The organism is uncultured Tenacibaculum sp., from assembly GCF_947494125.1.
Taxonomy (GTDB): Bacteria; Bacteroidota; Bacteroidia; order Flavobacteriales; family Flavobacteriaceae; genus Polaribacter.
Genome location: NZ_CANLTU010000008.1, coordinates 88,660 through 107,264, shown reverse-complemented (window position 1 = coordinate 107,264; position 18,605 = coordinate 88,660). Strand labels below are relative to the sequence as shown.

The 18,605-nt window shown below is 31.0% G+C and carries 16 protein-coding genes; 11 read left to right on the top strand and 5 right to left on the bottom strand.

The window, feature by feature from the left end; genetic code table 11:
* Positions 1–551 precede the first annotated feature (551 nt).
* The 4 genes from Q0881_RS13295 (at position 552) to Q0881_RS13280 (ending at position 5,463) form a co-directional block, all read left to right on the top strand.
* Positions 552–2,801 (top strand): hypothetical protein, encoded by a 2,250-nt coding sequence (locus Q0881_RS13295; protein WP_299161151.1) that lies wholly within the window; start codon positions 552–554, stop codon positions 2,799–2,801.
* Positions 2,802–3,124: 323 nt separating this feature from the next.
* Complete coding sequence (locus tag Q0881_RS13290) at positions 3,125–3,505, top strand: hypothetical protein (RefSeq protein WP_299161150.1); 381 nt, start codon at positions 3,125–3,127, stop codon at positions 3,503–3,505.
* A gap of 175 nt (positions 3,506–3,680) precedes the next feature.
* Positions 3,681–4,904 carry a hypothetical protein gene (locus Q0881_RS13285; RefSeq protein ID WP_299161148.1) on the top strand — a complete coding sequence of 408 codons (1,224 nt, stop codon included), beginning with the start codon at positions 3,681–3,683 and terminating at the stop codon, positions 4,902–4,904.
* Positions 4,905–5,052: 148 nt separating this feature from the next.
* A complete protein-coding gene (locus tag Q0881_RS13280; protein WP_299161146.1) occupies positions 5,053–5,463 on the top strand; it encodes a hypothetical protein in 411 nt (136 codons plus the stop codon).
* Positions 5,464–5,526: 63 nt separating this feature from the next.
* Here Q0881_RS13280 and Q0881_RS13275 read toward each other — a convergent pair whose 3' ends face one another.
* Together Q0881_RS13275 and dnaE are read right to left on the bottom strand one after the other, a co-directional pair.
* Positions 5,527–5,886, bottom strand: coding sequence for a hypothetical protein (locus Q0881_RS13275; protein WP_299161144.1), 360 nt, complete (start codon positions 5,884–5,886; stop codon positions 5,527–5,529).
* Complete coding sequence (dnaE, locus tag Q0881_RS13270) at positions 5,887–10,260, bottom strand: DNA polymerase III subunit alpha (protein WP_299161141.1); 4,374 nt, start codon at positions 10,258–10,260, stop codon at positions 5,887–5,889. It abuts the gene before it with no gap.
* A gap of 243 nt (positions 10,261–10,503) precedes the next feature.
* Here dnaE and Q0881_RS13265 point away from each other — a divergent pair, with 243 nt between their 5' ends.
* The 3 genes from Q0881_RS13265 (at position 10,504) to rimM (ending at position 11,919) form a co-directional block, all read left to right on the top strand.
* Complete coding sequence (locus Q0881_RS13265; protein WP_299161139.1) at positions 10,504–10,695, top strand: cold-shock protein; 192 nt, start codon at positions 10,504–10,506, stop codon at positions 10,693–10,695.
* A 172-nt stretch (positions 10,696–10,867) separates the two neighbouring features.
* On the top strand, positions 10,868–11,371 hold the full coding sequence (locus Q0881_RS13260; protein ID WP_299161137.1) for a 30S ribosomal protein S16: 504 nt from the start codon (positions 10,868–10,870) through the stop codon (positions 11,369–11,371).
* A gap of 17 nt (positions 11,372–11,388) precedes the next feature.
* Complete coding sequence (gene rimM / locus Q0881_RS13255; RefSeq protein ID WP_299161223.1) at positions 11,389–11,919, top strand: ribosome maturation factor RimM; 531 nt, start codon at positions 11,389–11,391, stop codon at positions 11,917–11,919.
* 48 nt (positions 11,920–11,967) lie between these two features.
* Here rimM and Q0881_RS13250 read toward each other — a convergent pair whose 3' ends face one another.
* Both Q0881_RS13250 and Q0881_RS13245 read right to left on the bottom strand, forming a co-directional pair.
* Positions 11,968–12,150 carry a hypothetical protein gene (locus Q0881_RS13250; RefSeq protein WP_299161135.1) on the bottom strand — a complete coding sequence of 61 codons (183 nt, stop codon included), beginning with the start codon at positions 12,148–12,150 and terminating at the stop codon, positions 11,968–11,970.
* A 107-nt stretch (positions 12,151–12,257) separates the two neighbouring features.
* On the bottom strand, positions 12,258–12,761 hold the full coding sequence (locus tag Q0881_RS13245; protein WP_299161132.1) for a GNAT family N-acetyltransferase: 504 nt from the start codon (positions 12,759–12,761) through the stop codon (positions 12,258–12,260).
* A gap of 57 nt (positions 12,762–12,818) precedes the next feature.
* On the opposite strand from Q0881_RS13245, the gene Q0881_RS13240 reads away from it, so the two are divergent.
* From Q0881_RS13240 to Q0881_RS13225, 4 genes are read left to right on the top strand one after another with little or no spacing between them, the layout of a single operon-like run.
* The gene (locus Q0881_RS13240; protein ID WP_299161129.1) at positions 12,819–13,409 is read left to right on the top strand and encodes an alkylphosphonate utilization protein; all 591 of its coding nucleotides are present in this window, start codon (positions 12,819–12,821) and stop codon (positions 13,407–13,409) included.
* A 24-nt stretch (positions 13,410–13,433) separates the two neighbouring features.
* Complete coding sequence (locus Q0881_RS13235; RefSeq protein WP_299161127.1) at positions 13,434–15,170, top strand: hypothetical protein; 1,737 nt, start codon at positions 13,434–13,436, stop codon at positions 15,168–15,170.
* Between the two features lie 6 nt (positions 15,171–15,176).
* Positions 15,177–16,463, top strand: a complete 1,287-nt coding sequence (locus tag Q0881_RS13230) for a hypothetical protein (RefSeq protein ID WP_299161124.1) — start codon at positions 15,177–15,179, stop codon at positions 16,461–16,463.
* Position 16,464: 1 nt separating this feature from the next.
* Positions 16,465–17,463: a hypothetical protein gene (locus Q0881_RS13225; protein ID WP_299161122.1), complete on the top strand. Its 999-nt coding sequence runs from the start codon at positions 16,465–16,467 to the stop codon at positions 17,461–17,463.
* 78 nt (positions 17,464–17,541) lie between these two features.
* Here Q0881_RS13225 and Q0881_RS13220 read toward each other — a convergent pair whose 3' ends face one another.
* Complete coding sequence (locus tag Q0881_RS13220; RefSeq protein WP_299161119.1) at positions 17,542–18,597, bottom strand: nucleoid-associated protein; 1,056 nt, start codon at positions 18,595–18,597, stop codon at positions 17,542–17,544.
* Between the last annotated feature and the right edge of the window lie 8 nt (positions 18,598–18,605).

The following is an 18,605-nucleotide window of genomic DNA, read 5'->3' as shown; positions in this document are numbered from 1 at the left end:
ATGTAAGATTGTAGCAATTTAAAGATAAATAATTGATAAACAAAAGAATAATTAGAGAAAATGAGCTAAAATACTGTTGAAAGCATCAGCGAACTCCGCTGGTTAAATAAACTTAAAACAAAATCGTCAGCGAAGCTCGCTGATGAAATAAATATAAAACAAAAGCATCAGCGAGCTTCGCTGATGCTTTCAACAGCCAACAAAAGCTTCCCCGAGCTTCGCTGAAGCTTTCAACAGAAAACAGAAGCCTCCGCGAACTTCGCTGGCCCTTTAGTTTTTTAAAAATAGATCAAACGAGCTTCGGAGAATGGATTGTGTTGGAATAGAGGTGTTGGCGAGCTTTGTTTTAAGGGAAATAGCTAAGGAAAAGCCTATTTGTAGTGTTAAAAATTGGATGATTAGGGGAAAATCTTACTTTGTTTACGGGTTTTCGTAAATTTTTTATTCTCAGCCTTGTTACTTTTATGGACAATGTTTTTTAAATGAAGTCATAATCCAGATTATTAAATCCAAATTGAAAATACTAACATCATTATTGATTTTTAAACCTTATGAAATATATTATAGAAATATGTGTTGCGATTGATATTGCAATTTTAGGTATTGCTTATCCTATTTTAATTGACAAAATATCTAACATAGGGCAAAAATACAACTCTGAATATTTACCAAATGTCTTTGATTCAGAATTCCCGAATAACAAAGTGATTAGAAAAATATCTTTTTTTCAATTTGTTTTAATACTTACTTTACTTAGTTTCATATTTCAAATATTTTCGTTTCAGCCAATTGACATATTTAAAGAGAATTTTTTTGTAGAAAACTCTGCGGATATTTTATTATTTTCTTTGACTTTAATTCTAACTATATCTTTCTTTTATTGGTTAAACCTAATAATGTTGTATCAAGGTAAAGCATCAGAACTACTGAATTATTTGATTGAAAAATATGGTAATCAAAAGGAAGAGAACCAATCAAAAACATATTTACTAAAGTCAATAAATGAATTTACTATTTATGCTATTGAAAAACAAGATCCTCATTTACAACCTAAGTTATTAGATTTTTATTCTAGTCTATTTTATAGTTATAGAGAAAACAATACAGAAGAAGATGGTACTTTATATCACATAGACCTTTATAATGTAACTAATGAGATAATTACTGCTTCTATTGATAATAAAAATAAAAAACTGAAAGCCCTTGAACATAGAGCTTCATCAGGTACTTGGTTAATTGGTGAAAATTTTAAATTCAATAAAATATCCAAATCCACATATTCTTGGATTTGGCGGAATTTAGTTACATCAAGTAATCAAAAAAACTTAGTTACTAACTATTGGCCTTCAGTATCACAATATTTCAATTATAGCCTTTCAGGTGTTCAACCAGAATACAGTGACCAAGGAATAACTAATCAAGTAGAAATAGATAAAGTAAAAAAAGAAAGAAATCGTTTTTTAGAATTAAATTTTGCTCTAGGAGGCTTATTAATATATCAAAACGAAAATGATACTATTAAATATATATTGTCGTTTTCTCAATCTCAGCCACCAAGCTATCCTTTGTTGCCTCAAACTATGGATGATATTTTTTATTGGTTTAATCACTTTAGTAATGAGTTCAAAACAAGAGATGAACCTATTGAGTATAAATATTATTTTCCAGAAATTGATAATTTAGGAATTAGTAGAAATGTTAGTCACAATATCTGTTTATACATTTCACTACTTTTTATTAGGCAGTTTACTCAACAAACGATTTATGTCTATCAAAACTTCAAGATTTTTCACAACTTAACTAACGACTTACAAGATTTATATTCTTACAATGATAGATTACCATACTTTAAAAACTGTATTGAAAAAGTTATTTCAGACACAGAACTTTTAAATACTTTAGGTTACAATTTTGATTCAGAAGAAATACTAAGAACTTTTGATGAATTAGGTGATGAAATTAAAGAGAGAATTGATGTAACCAAATTAACTGCTAATTTATCTTTAGATAAAATTGAAACATTTAATGACTCTACAAAAAGAATAATTACTAGCAGTTTTAACGAATATAATTCAATTGAAAATCATATAAAATTTGAAAACATAGATGAGAGTATTGTTTCGTCTATCAATGGAGAATTAATTGTTTCTTCAAAATCATCATTTACAGATAATGATATTCCAAATATAAATTTTGACAAAGTTTATTCTCAACATATAGCAACGAATAAAATAAAATATTTTTTGCCTAATACTTTTTTGCTAGCAAAAACAGATAGATACCTCATAGAAAGAAAACAGTTACTAGAAGGAATTGATAGAATTGCAAAGAATATAAAAAACAAGCTAATTATAGCTATTCGACCAAGCTATTACACGAAAGAAATTATATCTAACTCAAAGTATAAAGATATCATATTTGTAATACCTTCTAGTAATCATCATTTGAATGATGCTTTTTTCATCTTAGATAAAGAGCATTTACCAATGTTCGAATATAAAGACCTACCCAAAAAAGAAAAAGAAAAATTTAGCCTAAAACAACTAGACAAGAATTATAAATTGTATTCTAATATTATAGATGTTAACCTTCCTGAAAACGTTACATTAAAAGAAGAATATATTACGAATGACGATAAAGAATTAAAAGTGCTTATTTTAATTTCATTCATATTTTTAATTAAATGGAGAAAAGATAGAAAAATTACAATGTTAAGTTTGACTAGTCCATATGAAGAAAAAGGGATTATAAATGATATTGAAGATTTAAAACCAATAAAGCCAGCTGCTAACAAGGTATAAAAAAACATAGAGAGTTTGTGCTTGCCGAAAGGTCTGTGCGTATTAACAAAGTCTGTTAAATATAAAATTTGGCGGTTATAGTAAAAAAGATAAAAGCAAAATATTATTACTTGCGAAGTAATAAACCGAAACGAAAGTGCTTATCCCCCGCTCCCGCTAGTCTCTGACTAGTGGCCAATAGCATTGCTTTTTTAAATTGCTATATTTACTACTAATAACTTTTAAAATATAAAAGTATATAAATACGTTAATGAAGCTTTTTTGGCAGGATAATGATGTGTTATATCTATTATAATAACAGATTACAAATAATAATGATAGCTATGAGAAAAATTCTAACTTTACTGATGTTAACTGTATTAATTTCTTGTAAAACTGAAATTAAAAAGAAAGATTTTAAACTTATTGGTGAGTGGGGAATTTATATATTTTACAGAAATGATATAACCGTCTCTTGTAATGCCTGCCCAAAAATTTTATTTAAAGATTCTAATGTTGCAGAATTGATTTTACCTTCAGGAAAAACAGAACATTACAAATGGAATAGTTCGGGTAGATTATTGAAATTAAAATTTCAAGGGAATGAAAATATTAATACATATTTCTCTAATTCTGAGTACGGTCTTGAATTCAATAAAAAAGACAATTTTACTGAATTAACATTATTATTAAATGAAAAAGAACAATTTCTATTACGGAAATAAAAGTTATTGCCTCCGCTCCCGCTAGTCTATGACTAGTGGTTACTAGTATTGCTTCTTAAAATAGTTATATTTACCACTAAAAATTAAAAGAGTATAAAGTACATTCATTAAGTTTCTTTTGAGCTAGTATAATGATGTTATGTATTTGTATAAAAAAGTTGAATTCAAATACTGAATGGGGAAAATAAAATTCAAAAAAGATAAAATTTCAATTAAAAGTATAGGTAAACAAAGGTTTTGGTTTGGAATTATATCAGGATTTATTACTGCTATTACAATTGCATTAATTTTTAATAGAACCAGAGAGTTAATTAGACTTTTAACAAGTTTATCTCAAGATCTATTAATTTTTGAAAAAAAGGAATTAATCTTTTTTAATTACTTTTTTGTTTCTTTATCTACAGTTTTAGGGCTTTCGATTACTATCTGGATTTGGATGGGGAATCCAATAAATAAAAGAAAAAAGCATAAACTTTACAAACAGCAAGCTAGAACGAATGCTCAATTGTTTTTTTGGTTAGTAATATTTCTAACATCCCAGCTTGGCTGTCTTTTTATATATTTCAGTGTCGCAGAAGTTAATGGTTATGATTACCCTATAAATTTATATCAAGAATATAAACTTCTATTCATCCTTATTCCGATCGTTATTTTTAGTCAAAATTGGTTTTCGGTCAGGCTTCTATACAAAACAAATAATTGGATTTTAATTTCTTTGGGTGTTTCAGTAATAACTATTTTTTGTCTTTACAAAACAACTACAGTTAACCAGAACATACTTAATGAGAAGTATTTTACTCGATATATAAATTATTTTGAATACATTGAAGATATTATTTCTAAATCTAAAAAAGAATATAGTATTAATTTTAGTAATCAAGCTTTAAGTGTTCTAAAACAACGAAAGACTTATAATTCAGCTAAACAAATTAGTAACATTAAAGAATCTTTTTCAGAAGATAAAAAGGTGTCGATAGACACAATTATTATTCAAAAAATTATTATTCATAATTTAAAAGCAAGAATAGAATATAGGTACAATAGTAGCCCTAGAACTTTATTTAATTGGAAATACGCATTACCAAAAGATATATTAAAACAAATTAATTACTTTAAGAGTGATTCAAATGAAACAAAAGAACTCTTTGAGGTTTTAAAAGAAGAGATTTTATTAGTCAATAAAGCGAAAGTTATATTGGAACATGAGAATAGATGTACTTCTAATTATAGAAGCATTGAAAAAGAAAAAAGAGAATTAAAGGTTAATATTATGCTTGTGGAACAATTGATTGAGGTTACGAATAATTTGAAGAAGCAACAGAAATATTCGGAATTGAATAAAATGTTACCAGAAATAGAAATAAAAAGCGTGCCTCCGCTCCCGCTAGTCTCTGACTAGTGGTTAATAGTATTGCTTTTTTAAATTGTTATATTTACAACTATAACTTTTAAAGTATAAATGTGTTAGCTGTTTGTGTAAGTGCTTAATGAAGAAGCAAGAGAATATAATAACGAATATCTAATAGATATTAAATTGATATGAAACTATGGGTTATGAACTTTGTATAAAACGTAAAGAAGAAAGTCAGAAAATAACTAAAGAAGAGTGGTCTGAATACATTAAATCAGACTCACAGTTTGAACCGATTGAAGAATTTTCTGCTAAAATTAATGAGAATGATGCTTTTACTGTTTCTACACCTAATGCTGGGTTATGGAAATCTGATGAAGGAGAAGTTCCATTTACTTTCTATGAAGAATGTGGAGAAATTACTGTTAAGAATCCTGATAATAGGATTATAGAGAAAATGATTTTAATAGCTAATGAATTAAACGCAATAGTTGAAGGCGAGGAGGGAGAAATATATGATGAGAGCTATCTTAATGATGCGTTTTCTAATCGATTATATAGTAACTCTTCAAATGTAGATAAAAGATGGTGGGAGTTTTGGAAATAAAAGCCCCGCTTCCGTTAGTCTCTGACTAGTAGCCAATAGCATTGCTTTTAACTAAACTGTAAATTAAAACTTAGAAAACTTGTTCTTGTAGTATACCTTTTGCCAAATTCTTTTTAAGATTAAAAAAGTAATTGCTTCAGCATAGGTATCAATAGTTGAGCTGTTAATACTTTTTAAAGAGGTTTCCGAGACATCTATACGGTAGAGTAGGTTGTAATAGCTGTCGGTATTATTGAGGAGTAGGTCTTTAACCGTTTCTTGAAGTTTATCCTTAAGCTCAATAGGCGTACTAGCTGTATTGAATACAGTATCTAAACTAACTAAACCAACATCTTTATTTAGCTGCTGTACCAATTGGGTGTATAGCTCCTTATTAACCACATTGGTTAATAAGGCTATACTATTTTGATACTCTTGGAGCATTTAATTCAACTTATAGTTAATATGCTGTTCATCTAATGTTTTTAGAAACTCATTAGAAATTTTAACCTTCGTATTTCTACTCGGCAGGTTCAATTCAATTTTTTCGTCGGCATCCCAAATCGTAAAGTGCAAACTTTGTGAGCCTCTATTCGTGGCAAATAAATGCTGTAAATCTTTAATCCTATTATCTTTTACTTCGTGTAAAGGCATTTTTATAGTCACCTTTTTACACATTTTATCCATAATGTCATGGAGTAGTAAAAACTCATTAAACCCAATTCGAGGATCTCCTTTTACCCCTTCTTTGTTGGTCCAGCCAGGTTTTACCATCGCTTTTACATATAAGAATGAGTTGGGCACTAAAAAGTGTTTGAACTTTAAATATTCTTCACCAAAAATTCTGAATTCAAAATTCTCGTTATAATCTTCAATAATAAAAGTAGCCCATCCTTTTCCTGCTTTAGATACTCGATGTTGTACATCGGTAACAATTCCTGCAAACGACAAGCCTAAACCTTCATATTTAGGTAAGTCTCTAAAGTGACCAAGTGACGCATTGCAAAACTTCATTTCGTTTTTAAAATCGTCTAAAGGGTGTGCAGAAATATACATTCCCACCACTTCTTTTTCTTGTGCTAATAACTCCATAGTACCCCAAGTATCGCAAATAGGGATAATAGGTTCTGGTAATTCAACATCAGAAGCCTCTCCAAACATAGATATTTGAGAAGAGTTTTCGTTTTCTTGGAATTTATTTCCAAAACGCAAGGCTTTTTCTATAAACTTTTGTCCTTTTTCATCTTCAACAAAATACTGTGCTCTGTGGGTATTGGTGAAAGAATCAAAACCACCCGCTAAGATTAAGCCTTCAAAGGCTTTTTTATTGGCAACACGTAAATCAACACGTTTAGCCATGTCAAAAACAGAGGTGAAATGTCCGTTTTCTTTACGTTCGTTAATAATTGCTTTTACGGCTGAGGCACCAACACCTTTAATAGCAGCCATACCAAAACGTACAGCGCCTTCTTTATTTACAGAGAATTTTGAGAACGATTCATTAACATCGGGTCCTAAAACTTCCAGTCCCATACGTTTACATTCTTCCATAAAAAATGAAACCGATTTAATATCGTTCATATTATTAGAAAGAACGGCAGCCATATATTCGGCAGGGTAGTGGGCTTTTAAATAGGCAGTTTGGTAGGCAATCCATGCATAACAAGTAGAGTGCGACTTATTAAAGGCATAGGATGCAAAGGCCTCCCAGTCGGTCCAAATTTTCTCTAGTTTTTTCTCGTCATGTCCATTCGCTTTGGCTTGATCTACAAACTTAGGCTTCATTTTAGCTAGTACGGCAATTTGCTTTTTACCCATTGCCTTACGCAGTACATCGGCTTCACCTTTAGTAAAATCGGCTAATAACTGAGAAAGTAACATTACTTGCTCCTGATATACTGTAATACCATAGGTTTCTTTCAAATAGCCTTCCATGGCAGGTAAATCGTACTCAATGGCTTCATCTCCGTGTTTTCTGCGAATAAATGAAGGTATGTATTCCATTGGACCTGGACGGTACAAGGCATTCATGGCAATTAAATCGGCAAAAACAGTTGGCTTTAATGAGCGCATGTGTTTTTGCATCCCTGGAGATTCGTATTGGAATATCCCTACGGTTTCTCCTCGTTGGAATAACGCATAGGTTTCTTCATCATCAATAGGGAAATTTTCAGGATCTAAATCAACATTATGTCGCGCCTTAACAATCTTAACAGTATCTTTAATAAGGGTTAATGTTTTTAACCCCAAGAAATCCATTTTTAATAATCCAGCATCTTCTACCACCGAGTTGTCAAACTGGGTAACGTACATGTCGGAATCTTTAGCCAAGGCAACAGGTACGAACTTTGTAATATCGTCTGGCGTAATAATAACTCCACAGGCATGAATCCCTGTATTACGAACAGAACCTTCTAAAATTCTAGCTTTATTAATGGTCTCTGCCATTAAATCCGATCCGTTAGACAGTCTTTTTAATTCGTTTACCAGTTCAATTTCTTCTGCACGAAGCTTTTCTTTTAGCGTTTTTTCATCTAAAGAAAATATTTTTTTCAGCTTCATACCAGGAATTAACTTGGCAATTCTATCAGCTTCAAATAGTGGTAAATCTAAAACACGAGCAGTATCTCTAATAGAAGATTTGGCCGCCATGGTACCGTAGGTAATAATTTGCGCTACCTGATTGGCTCCATATTTATCAATTACATAATCCATTACACGCCCTCTTCCTTCATCATCAAAATCAATATCAATATCGGGCATCGATACACGTTCAGGATTTAAGAAACGCTCAAAAAGTAAATCGTACTTAATTGGGTCAATATTGGTAATCCATAAACAGAAAGCTACTACAGACCCTGCTGCTGAACCACGACCAGGACCTACAGAAACATCCATGTTTCTAGCTTCTCGAATAAAATCTTCTACAATTAAGAAGTATCCAGGGTACCCAGTTTTTTCAATTACTTCAAGCTCAAAGTCTAAACGTTCTCGAATGCTTTCGGTAATTTCACCGTATCGTTTTTTAGCTCCTTCGTATGTTAAGTGGCGTAAAAAATTGTTTTCCCCTCTTTTCCCTCCATCTTCATTGTCTTTATCATCTTTAAATTCATCAGGAATATCAAAAGCAGGTAATAATACATCACGAGCTAGGGTGAAAACTTCTACTTTGTCTACAATTTCTTGAACATTAATAATTGCTTCAGGAAGATCTGCAAACAATGTTTTCATTTCATCGGAAGTCTTAAAGTAGTATTCGTCATTAGGTAGTCCATAACGATATCCTCTTCCTCTTCCTTTTGGTGTGGCCTGTTTTTCACCATCTTTAACACATAATAAAATATCATGTGCATTGGCATCTTCTTTATTTAGATAAAAAGTGTTGTTGGATGCAACAATTTTTATAGCGTGTTTTTTTGAAAACTCTAAAAGTGTTTTATTAACAACTCTTTCATCTTCTTGATTATGGCGCATTAATTCGATATATAAATCGTCGCCAAATTGTTCTTTCCACCAAAGTAATGCTTCTTCGGCTTGTGCTTCACCAACGTTTAGTATTTTACTAGGTACTTCTCCATATAAGTTCCCTGTTAAAACAATAATATCTTCTTTGTATTTTTTAATTACTTCTCTATCAATTCTAGGAACATAATAAAAACCTTCTACAAAGGCGATAGAAGACATCTTTGCTAAATTGTGATATCCTTTTTTATTTTTTGCTAATAATACAACTTGATTTCCGTTGTCTTTTTGACTTTTATTTGTGTGATCTGTACATACATTAAACTCACAACCTATAATTGGCTTTAATGGTTTGCCTGTAGCTTCTTCACCTTTTTCCAGCGCCTCTTTGTTGGCTGCCTCTACAGCTTTATTGTGTCTTAATACTGCTTCTACAAAATGAAACGCCGCCATCATATTAGCGGTATCGGTCATGGCAATTGCAGACATGTTATCTTTTGCAGCTGCTTTTACAATATTACCAATTTGTATGGTTGATTGTAAAACTGAATATTGTGTGTGGTTATGTAAATGCGCAAACTGTACATCTTTTAATGCTGCTAAACCTTCAGAAGTAGAAATTGTATTCGCATCTTCTGATGTAGAAGTTTTCTTCTTGCGTATTTTTTCACTTTCCTTTTTTAGGTTTAAGTGTTTTAACCCGATAACTTGAATAGGCATCGGATTTACTTCTGTATAACGTTTAAAATAATCAGAAGGAACATCTAATTTTTCTTCTGTATACTGACGTAAACGTATCAATTCTAAAAAGCATCGTGTTGTTGCTTCTACATCGGCCGTTGCATTATGGGCTTCACCAAATCCAGATCCAAATAAATGCTGGTGTAATTCGGTAAGTGTTGGTAGTTTAAACTTACCTCCACGTCCACCTGGAATTTGACACAGTTGTGCAGTATGCTCTGTACACGTATCTAAAATAGGGAGTGCTGTTAAATTGTTTTCTACTCCTAAACGATGGAATTCACATCCCATGATGTTAATATCAAAACCAACATTTTGACCTACAACAAACTTTGTTTTACTTAATGCTTCGTTAAACAATTCTAATCCTTCATCTAAGGTAATACCTTGTTCAATAGCTAAATCAGTAGAAATACCATGAATACGTTCAGCATCATAAGGAATATTAAAACCATCTGGCTGAATAAGGAAATCATTATGTTCAATTAAATTCCCTAACTCATCATGCAATTGCCATGCAATTTGAATGGCTCTTGGCCAATTATCGGTATCGGTAATTGGAGCGTTCCAGCTTTTAGGTAATCCAGTAGTTTCAGTATCGAAAATTAAATACATCGAGAATGTTTAATTGTTGAAGTGTTGAGTAAAAACAAAGTGTAAAAATACAAAGAATTTATGTTGTGTGTATATAGAAGTTATTAATTAGCAGTAATTAATTAGGATGCTTGATTTACTGTGTTTTAATTGTAACTCATTGTTATGTAGATGTTAAGTTTTAAATAATTGAGATGAAAAGCAATTGATAATCAATTAATAAAAGTATCTTTGTTCTTTATCTAATTATAATATTTTTTTACAATGAAAGAAGGAACAGTAAAGTTCTTCAATGAATCTAAAGGATTTGGATTTATTACAGAAACAGGATCAAACACAGAACATTTTGTACACGTATCAGGTTTAATCGATGAGGTTAGAGAAGGTGATACCGTAGAGTTTGAACTTAAAGAAGGAAAAAAAGGATTAAACGCAGTTAACGTTAGAGTGTTATAGTATACCTCCGAAACTTATTTTTCTTAAGAGCTTGTTTTTCAGGCTCTTTTTTATTGTAATAATGTAAGGTTTTTTCTTTTTAATGAAAAAAAAATTATATTTTTGCGCCCACTTATCACGAGATGGTAAGATTTATTAATAATCAAGGTCGCGTACCTTAAAAATTAAAATTATGCCTGTAAAAATTAGATTACAAAGACACGGTAAAAAAGGAAAACCTTTTTATTGGGTAGTAGCTGCGGATTCAAGATCAAAAAGAGACGGACGTTTCTTAGAGAAAATTGGAACGTACAACCCTAATACTAACCCTGCAACTATCGATTTAAATGTTGATGGAGCTGTAGCTTGGTTACAAAAAGGTGCTCAACCAACAGATACTGCAAGAGCTATTTTATCTTACAAAGGAGTTATGTTGAAGAACCACTTAGCTGGTGGAGTAACAAAAGGAGCTTTAACTCAAGAACAAGCAGATGCTAAATTTGCAGCGTGGTTAGAGGAAAAAACTGGAAAAGTTACTGGAAAAGTTGATGGTTTAGCAAAAGCGGAAGCTGATGCAAAAGCAAAAGCTTTAGAAGCTGAAAAAGCTGTAAATGAAGCACGTATTGCTGCAAACACTCCTGCACCTGCAGATACAGAGGAAGTTGCTGCTGATAATGGAGCTGATAGCGAAGAATAAAAAACTGTACTGCGATGATGCAAAAAGAGGATTGCTTTTATCTTGGCAAAATCGTTAAAAAACATAGTTTTAAGGGTGAGGTAGTTATTAAGTTAGATACTGATGAACCCGATCTTTACGAAAATTTGGAATCAGTTTTTGTCGATTTAGGCAATAATCTGGTTCCTTTTTTTATTGAAAAATCTTCATTAAGTAAAAGTACTATGTTTCGCGTTAAATTTGAAGACGTAGATTCTGAACAAGATGCAGACGCTATTATGCGATCTGGAATATACTTACCACTAAATTTGTTACCTAAACTTTCAGGGAATAAATTTTATTACCATGAAGTTATTGGTTTTAAAATAGTTGATACTTCTTTTGGAGAAGTAGGAACAATTGTTAGCATTAATGACACTTCTGCTCAACCTTTATTTGAAATTGATGGTAATAATGGAGATGAAATTTTCATTCCAATGATTGATGAGTTTATTAAGAATGTAGATAAAGAAAATAAACTTGTTGAAGTTACTACTCCTGAAGGACTGATTGATTTGTATTTAGAATAAGTTTTTCTAAAAAAAAATAAAAAAAAGGGGACTTTTTGAATTATAAGATTAAATATTCTTTAATCTTTGAACATCTGTAATTTGATAAGATATCCCATTGAAATTTTTCTTTATAACTACTTTTTCTAGCCAAAAAACAGAACCGCTGTGGAATAATGGTAAAAGTAAAAATTTCTTTAATTTCTTTTTGCTAGATCGGATAGCTCTTTCTTTTGATAAGTTGATTTTCATATAAGTAAGGTTTTAAAAAATTATCTTCTTAAGGGGAAAAAACCAGCGGCAAATATCAGTGTTTTTAATATAAAAAAAAAAAAGGAACTGTTAAAAAAAGTATATTTTTAAAAAACATATTCAAACACGAAGTCTTCACTGTTTTCAAATATTTTTTCTACACCAATATACTTGAAACCTAGTTTTTCTAATAGTTTTTGAGAAGCCTTGTTTTTAGGCATGGTAAAAGCATATACTTTTTCTTGTTTAAATGTTGTTCTAACATATTTTATAATAAGTTTTGTTGCTTCAGCTGCATAACCTTTGTTTCTGGCTTCAGGTAGAAATGCGTAACCAATATCTATAAAATCTAATTTTTCTCGTTGCAATGCAGTTGACGTTCCTATAGGTTGATTGGTGTCTTTAAGAATCACCGTAAAAAAACCTAATCCGTTTGTTTGTAGGTTTTTTAATAGCGTGTCTTTTAGGTAACTCTCAGTTTCTTTTATGGATTTTAAATTTTTATCGCCAATAAATTGTATCCAATCAGGATTGTTGAAAAGGTTAAAATAAAATGGAGCATCATTTATTTTTGCTTCTCTAATAATTAGTCTTTCACTTTCTAAATGCATCCCATAAAGATAAAATAAAAATGTATTTTTACTGACCTTAATTTAGAGTATAAAAAAATGAGTTTATTACAAGAGTTAGAAGAGAGAAGTGGCAACCAATGTGAGCTTTGTACTGCAAAAGATAATTTATCAATTTATGAAGTTCCTCCTATGTCTACAGGTGGTGTAGATGGAAGTTTGCTGGCATGTAGTACTTGTGTTGAGCAAATAGGAGATGTTGAAAAAACAGAGGCAAATCATTGGCGTTGTTTAAATGACTCTATGTGGAGTGAATTTAGAGCTGTGAAAATAGTTGCTTGGAGAATGCTTTCTAGACTTCGTAAAGAAGGTTGGCCACAAGACTTGTTGGATATGCTATATTTAGAAGATGATGATTTACGCTTTGCGAAAGAAAGTGGTGATCATTTAGATGAAAGCGAAAAAATAATACATAGAGATGCTAACGGGGCAATTTTACAAGCTGGAGATTCTGTTGTATTGATTAAAGACTTAAAGGTAAAAGGATCTAGTATGGTAGCTAAACAAGGTACGGCAGTGCGTAGAATTTCGTTAGATCATGAAAATGCTAAATATATAGAAGGAAAAGTTGGGCCAACTCAAATTGTAATTATTACAGATTATGTGAAGAAAATGGCTGAAAAAGAATAGTCTAATAAATTAAAATAAATTAAAATGAAAAAGATAGTTTTTACACTAGCAATGTTTAGCATTGCTATGATTGGGTATGCGCAAACACCTGTTGTACAGGGTGCAGATGGTAAAGTTGGGATTGGAACAACTACTCCAAGTGCTAAACTTGAAGTAGTACATGAAACTAACTCAGGAGAAGTTTCTAAAGTAGGAATGACAGTAATTAGAAATACACAAATAAGTGCAAATGGAACTAGTTATGATACAGGTGTTTATTCACGTATAGGGAGTTTCTCTATTCCTTCAGGAATAACTGATTCAGGTTATAGAATTGGAGTAAACGCAAGTTCTTTTGCTGTGTCAAATAATTTTGCAGGTATCTTAAAAGATAACGTTGGAGTTTGGGCTAGGGCAGGAATTCATGTAGCAACCCCTGGAGCAACAATTAAAAGAGCCGTAGCTGTTAACGCCGAGATTTTAGATAATGTAACAGGAACAACCATTGAGAATGCCTATGGAGTTTTTATATCAACCAATGGTTACAATCAATCCAATGTAATTAACAGGTACGATTTGTATGCAGGTACAGCAGCTGCTAAAAATTATTTTGCAGGAAATGTAGGTGTTGGTGTTCAAAATCCAAAAGCTAAATTACATGTAGCTAATAATATTACTGGACAAGGAGATTCAAAAGCTAATATGAGTGAAAATTCAATATTAACTTTAAAACCACATGCTACCAATTCAACAAATATGCAGTTTGCACAGGTGAATAATGGTAACGGAATGGGGATTCAGGTTACAAATTCAAGTAATACAGCGAATTGGGATATTGCATTAAACCCTTATGGAGGGAATATAGGAATAGGTACAGCAAAACCAGAGACAAATTCAATACTTCATATAAAAGATCTAACAAAATCATCTAAAATAACTATTGAAACAGCTGATGATAAAGAAGCTTTAATAAATTTTTCAGGGCAAACATCTGAATTTTCTTTAGGGTATGTTAGAAGTGATGGATCTTTTAGATTTGTACTAGGAGATCAGTTAAACTCTAATGAGAGAATGCGTATTGATTCAAAGGGTAAGGTAGGAATAGGAACAACAACTCCTTCTGAAAAATTAGAAGTATATAACTCGGTTACTACACCAGGTGTTATATCATTAAGAAGTTCTAGAAATGATGCTAGTTATGTAGATGTAGGAAGAGTAGTAGCTAAACAAGGAACAACTGAAGTTTCAAGAATAGGTATGCCTAGAGCAGGAGGTACAAATACAGGATTTCTTACGTTTTGGACTAAAGAATCGAATTCTTCTCCGTTAAAAGAGAGTATGCGAATTAATGAGAAAGGTAATGTAGGTATTGGAACAACAGATACAAAAGGTTTTAAATTAGGAGTAAATGGTAAAATAGCAACTACGGAAGTAAAAGTAGCAACTTATGCAAATTGGTCAGATTTTGTTTTTGAAAAAGAATATAAATTACCAACACTTACACAGGTTGAAAATCATATAAAAGAAAAAGGACATTTAAAAGATATACCAAGTGCAGCAGAAGTTAAAAAAGAAGGTTTCTTTTTAGGGGAAATGGATGCTAAATTATTGCAAAAGATAGAGGAATTGACTTTGTATACTATCCAGCAAGAGAAGCAACTTAAAAGACAATTAAATTTAATTGTTAATCAGACAAAAGAAATTAAAGAGTTAAAATCTGAAAATAAAGAGATTAAAAAGTTAGCGAAAGAAATAGAGTTAATTAAACAGAAATTAAAATAAATTAAAATGAAAAAGATAGTTTTTACACTAGCAATGTTTAGCATTGCTATGACTGGGTACGCGCAAACTGTAGTTGAAAAAACACCTGAGGGTAATGTAGGAATAGGTACAAATACACCAAAAAATAAAAATGAAAGCACGGGAGTAGCAACAGTTTTACATGTAAAGAAAACGGATGTTTCAGGAGATGTAGAAGTAGCTAGATTTGAAGGAGGAAATGATAGTAATAATACAGCAGCCATTGTTAGAATTAACCATGCAAATGATAGAGGGTTATATTTAAAAGGAGGAAGAAGAAATAGTGACAGATCATTTGGTGAAATAGGAGTGATTGGTACATTAGGAGATTTAGAAACGCCATCAATTATATTAGATGATCAAGGTGTAATGAGTGTTGGAGGTGATGTTAGCCCTGCAGGAGGATTAAGCCCCGATAAATCAAGAAAATTGTATGTAAATGGAGGGTTAACTATTAATAGGGGAAATATATTATCTTTTGATAAAGATTATTATGTTCATGCTTATAGTCAATATGATAATAGTGTGCCTGAAACACGTTATTTAAATTATGGTTATTACGGGCATAGATGGGAAACTAGAAAAGGAGTAGGAATGGTTATTCTAGGGAATAATAATAATATTGGTGTTGGTATAACAAGTCCTTCTGAAAAATTAGAAGTATACAACTCGATTACTACTCCAGGTGTTATATCATTAAGAAGTTCTAGAAATGATGCTGGTTATGTAGATGTAGGAAGAGTAGTAGCTAAACAAGGAACAACTGAAGTTTCAAGAATAGGTATGCCTAGAGCAGGAGGTACTTATACTGGGTTTCTTACGTTTTGGACTAAAGAAACGAATTCTTCTCCGTTAAAAGAGAGTATGCGAATTAATGAGAAAGGTAATGTAGGAATAGGAACAACAACTACTGGAAATCATAGATTAGCTGTTGAAGGTTCAATAGGAGCAAGAGAGATAAAAGTAGAAGCTTATCCTAACTGGTCAGATTTTGTATTTGAAAAAGAATATAAGTTGCCAACACTTACACAGGTTGAAAATCATATTAAAGAAAAAGGTCATTTAAAAGATATTCCAAGTGCAGCAGAAGTAAAAAAAGATGGTTTCTTTTTGGGAGAAATGGATGCTAAATTATTACAAAAGATAGAAGAATTAACTTTGTATACTATTGAACAAGAAAAGAAAATAAATAAAACAGAAAACATTAATAAAAAGTTACTATCTGTTATAGAAAAATTAGAAAAAAGAATAACTAAGCTAGAGGAAAAGGAATAAGATGAAAAGGATAGTTTTTATAATTGTTGTTTTGTTGCTTTCAGAAGTAACATTTTCACAGACTTTTACGCATAATGAGAACCCAGTAGGTATGGAACACAATATGCTTTTTAATGCAAATACTAGGTCTAGGTTTCAAGTAACGCAAACAGGTAGTGCATTATTAAGTTTAGATTACTTGTTTGATGGGAAATTTATTCCATCTTACACTTCAACAGCTCCTACAGTAAGTACGCCCACAGTTATTTTAATAGAAGGCTTGGTAAATTGGCATAGCCAAAGAGGAGCTTGGGTAGGTTGGTCAACTAGATATTGGCAAGCAAAGCGATTTAAAATAGAAGGATTTAATGTTTATAAAGAAAATGCTTGGAAAACAATTGCAGATTATTCTACACAAGATTATACTGGAGGTACTAAGTTTATAGCAAAAGTGCCAGCAGGTTCGTATACTAAATTACGTTTTACTTTTTATGAAGCTACTGGTCAAGATGGAAGATTAGGAGTGTCGGAATTATTTTACTTACATCCAGAAGCTGTTAGGCCTTATGAAGGGTTGTTAAATGCTACAAATGATACTTGGAGTGAAAATACAAATGGACTTTATACTAGTAAAAAAGTAGGTATAGGAACATCGGATACTTTTGGCTATAAATTAGCAGTAAATGGAAGAATAGGGGCAAAGGAAGTTAAAGTAGAGGTAAATAGTGCATGGCCAGATTTTGTTTTTGAAAAAGAATATAAATTACCAACACTTACACAGGTTGAAAGTCATATAAAAGAAAAAGGGCATTTAAAAGATATACCAAGTGCAGCAGAAGTAAAAAAAGAAGGCTTCTTTTTGGGTGAAATGGATACTAAATTATTACAAAAGATAGAAGAGTTAACCTTATATACTATTGAACAAGAAAAGCAGCTTAAAAAACAGTCTAAAAGTATAGAAAAATTAGAGGCTTTAGTAGAGAAGTTATTAGAAAATAAAAAACAAAATACTACTAAGTAGAATTTTGTTAGTTTTATATACTTAAAAAGGTCAAAACATTTAAGTTTTGACCTTTTTTAATTTCACTTAAAAAGTAGTTTATTTCTCAGTATTATAAAATACTTTATAAAATTTCATTTTCTTTTCTTCATCATACCCCTGCTCCAAATAGTCAGAAGAAGCATCAGGAGCATCAACATCAATTTTAATTTGAATGTTGGTATCTAGTTTTATTTCTGTTTTAAACTTGCTTTTTTCCTTCTTTAATACAGCGTCTGAAACATCAAAATTATTACGAATTAAAACGTCGTTTAATTTTTCAAAATGTTTTTTATAGTCTTCAAACATTCCTTTATGCTTGTCTTCTTCAAAAACTTCATCTTTAAAACCATGGTAATCTACACTTTCGTGTTCTTTAAAGTAATCAACCGTATTGGCTAAAAAATTACTTTGTTCTTGTTTTCCAAGTTCAGGTTTTATAATTTCTTCAGAAAATTCTTTACACATTTCTAAATAATTCTGCGTGTGTAAATTACGGTCATCGGCATATTTTACACTTAAGAAATTTTTAATCCAATATTGTGCATCGTAGTTGTTATTGTCTATAGATAAAACAACAGTCCCTTCCGTATCGGAAGAATTTAAGATTAAACAACCTTTATCAAGTTTTTTTGTTGAAATTCCTTTTTGAACCACTACATCAAAACTTTCATCATCTAAATAAGTTTGAAAAAAATCAACTTTACTTTCAATTTTAAAAATACCTACAGCTTCTGTTAAAACGTCTTTATATTCAATACCTTCAAAATAAGCAACAATAACATCACCAGTTTTTATATTAGCAGAGTTTGATTGCTCGTATAAATGGTTTACAATATTTTTAGAATGTTCTATAAAAACCTCTTTGCTATCGTCTTCAAAAATATCTGAAGTATATTTGTTAAGTTCATTTAAACGTACATCTGCATGATGACTAAAACGATAACTTTGAGTTACAGTACTGAAGTTTTTTAATAAAAAAGGCATTAATAATTCATAACTTTCTTCATCGAAACGAACTAAGCTTTCCGATAAAGCATTTTGTCCGCTATTGTATTTATTAGCAACTTTATGAATAATACATTTGTTAATTTCTGCACGAGTTCTTTTAATCATCTTCTAAA

Excerpts from the sequence above, each read along its gene's own strand:
- Q0881_RS13295 (WP_299161151.1), top strand. The coding sequence starts at position 552 with ATGAAATATATTATAGAAATATGTGTTGCGATTGATATTGCAATTTTA.
- Q0881_RS13290 (WP_299161150.1), top strand. The coding sequence starts at position 3,125 with ATGAGAAAAATTCTAACTTTACTGATGTTAACTGTATTAATTTCTTGT.
- Q0881_RS13285 (WP_299161148.1), top strand. The coding sequence starts at position 3,681 with ATGGGGAAAATAAAATTCAAAAAAGATAAAATTTCAATTAAAAGTATA.
- Q0881_RS13280 (WP_299161146.1), top strand. The coding sequence starts at position 5,053 with ATGGGTTATGAACTTTGTATAAAACGTAAAGAAGAAAGTCAGAAAATA.
- Q0881_RS13275 (WP_299161144.1), bottom strand. The coding sequence starts at position 5,886 with ATGCTCCAAGAGTATCAAAATAGTATAGCCTTATTAACCAATGTGGTT.
- dnaE (WP_299161141.1), bottom strand. The coding sequence starts at position 10,260 with ATGTATTTAATTTTCGATACTGAAACTACTGGATTACCTAAAAGCTGG.
- Q0881_RS13265 (WP_299161139.1), top strand. The coding sequence starts at position 10,504 with ATGAAAGAAGGAACAGTAAAGTTCTTCAATGAATCTAAAGGATTTGGA.
- Q0881_RS13260 (WP_299161137.1), top strand. The coding sequence starts at position 10,868 with ATGCCTGTAAAAATTAGATTACAAAGACACGGTAAAAAAGGAAAACCT.
- rimM (WP_299161223.1), top strand. The coding sequence starts at position 11,389 with ATGCAAAAAGAGGATTGCTTTTATCTTGGCAAAATCGTTAAAAAACAT.
- Q0881_RS13250 (WP_299161135.1), bottom strand. The coding sequence starts at position 12,150 with ATGAAAATCAACTTATCAAAAGAAAGAGCTATCCGATCTAGCAAAAAG.
- Q0881_RS13245 (WP_299161132.1), bottom strand. The coding sequence starts at position 12,761 with ATGCATTTAGAAAGTGAAAGACTAATTATTAGAGAAGCAAAAATAAAT.
- Q0881_RS13240 (WP_299161129.1), top strand. The coding sequence starts at position 12,819 with ATGAGTTTATTACAAGAGTTAGAAGAGAGAAGTGGCAACCAATGTGAG.
- Q0881_RS13235 (WP_299161127.1), top strand. The coding sequence starts at position 13,434 with ATGAAAAAGATAGTTTTTACACTAGCAATGTTTAGCATTGCTATGATT.
- Q0881_RS13230 (WP_299161124.1), top strand. The coding sequence starts at position 15,177 with ATGAAAAAGATAGTTTTTACACTAGCAATGTTTAGCATTGCTATGACT.
- Q0881_RS13225 (WP_299161122.1), top strand. The coding sequence starts at position 16,465 with ATGAAAAGGATAGTTTTTATAATTGTTGTTTTGTTGCTTTCAGAAGTA.
- Q0881_RS13220 (WP_299161119.1), bottom strand. The coding sequence starts at position 18,597 with ATGATTAAAAGAACTCGTGCAGAAATTAACAAATGTATTATTCATAAA.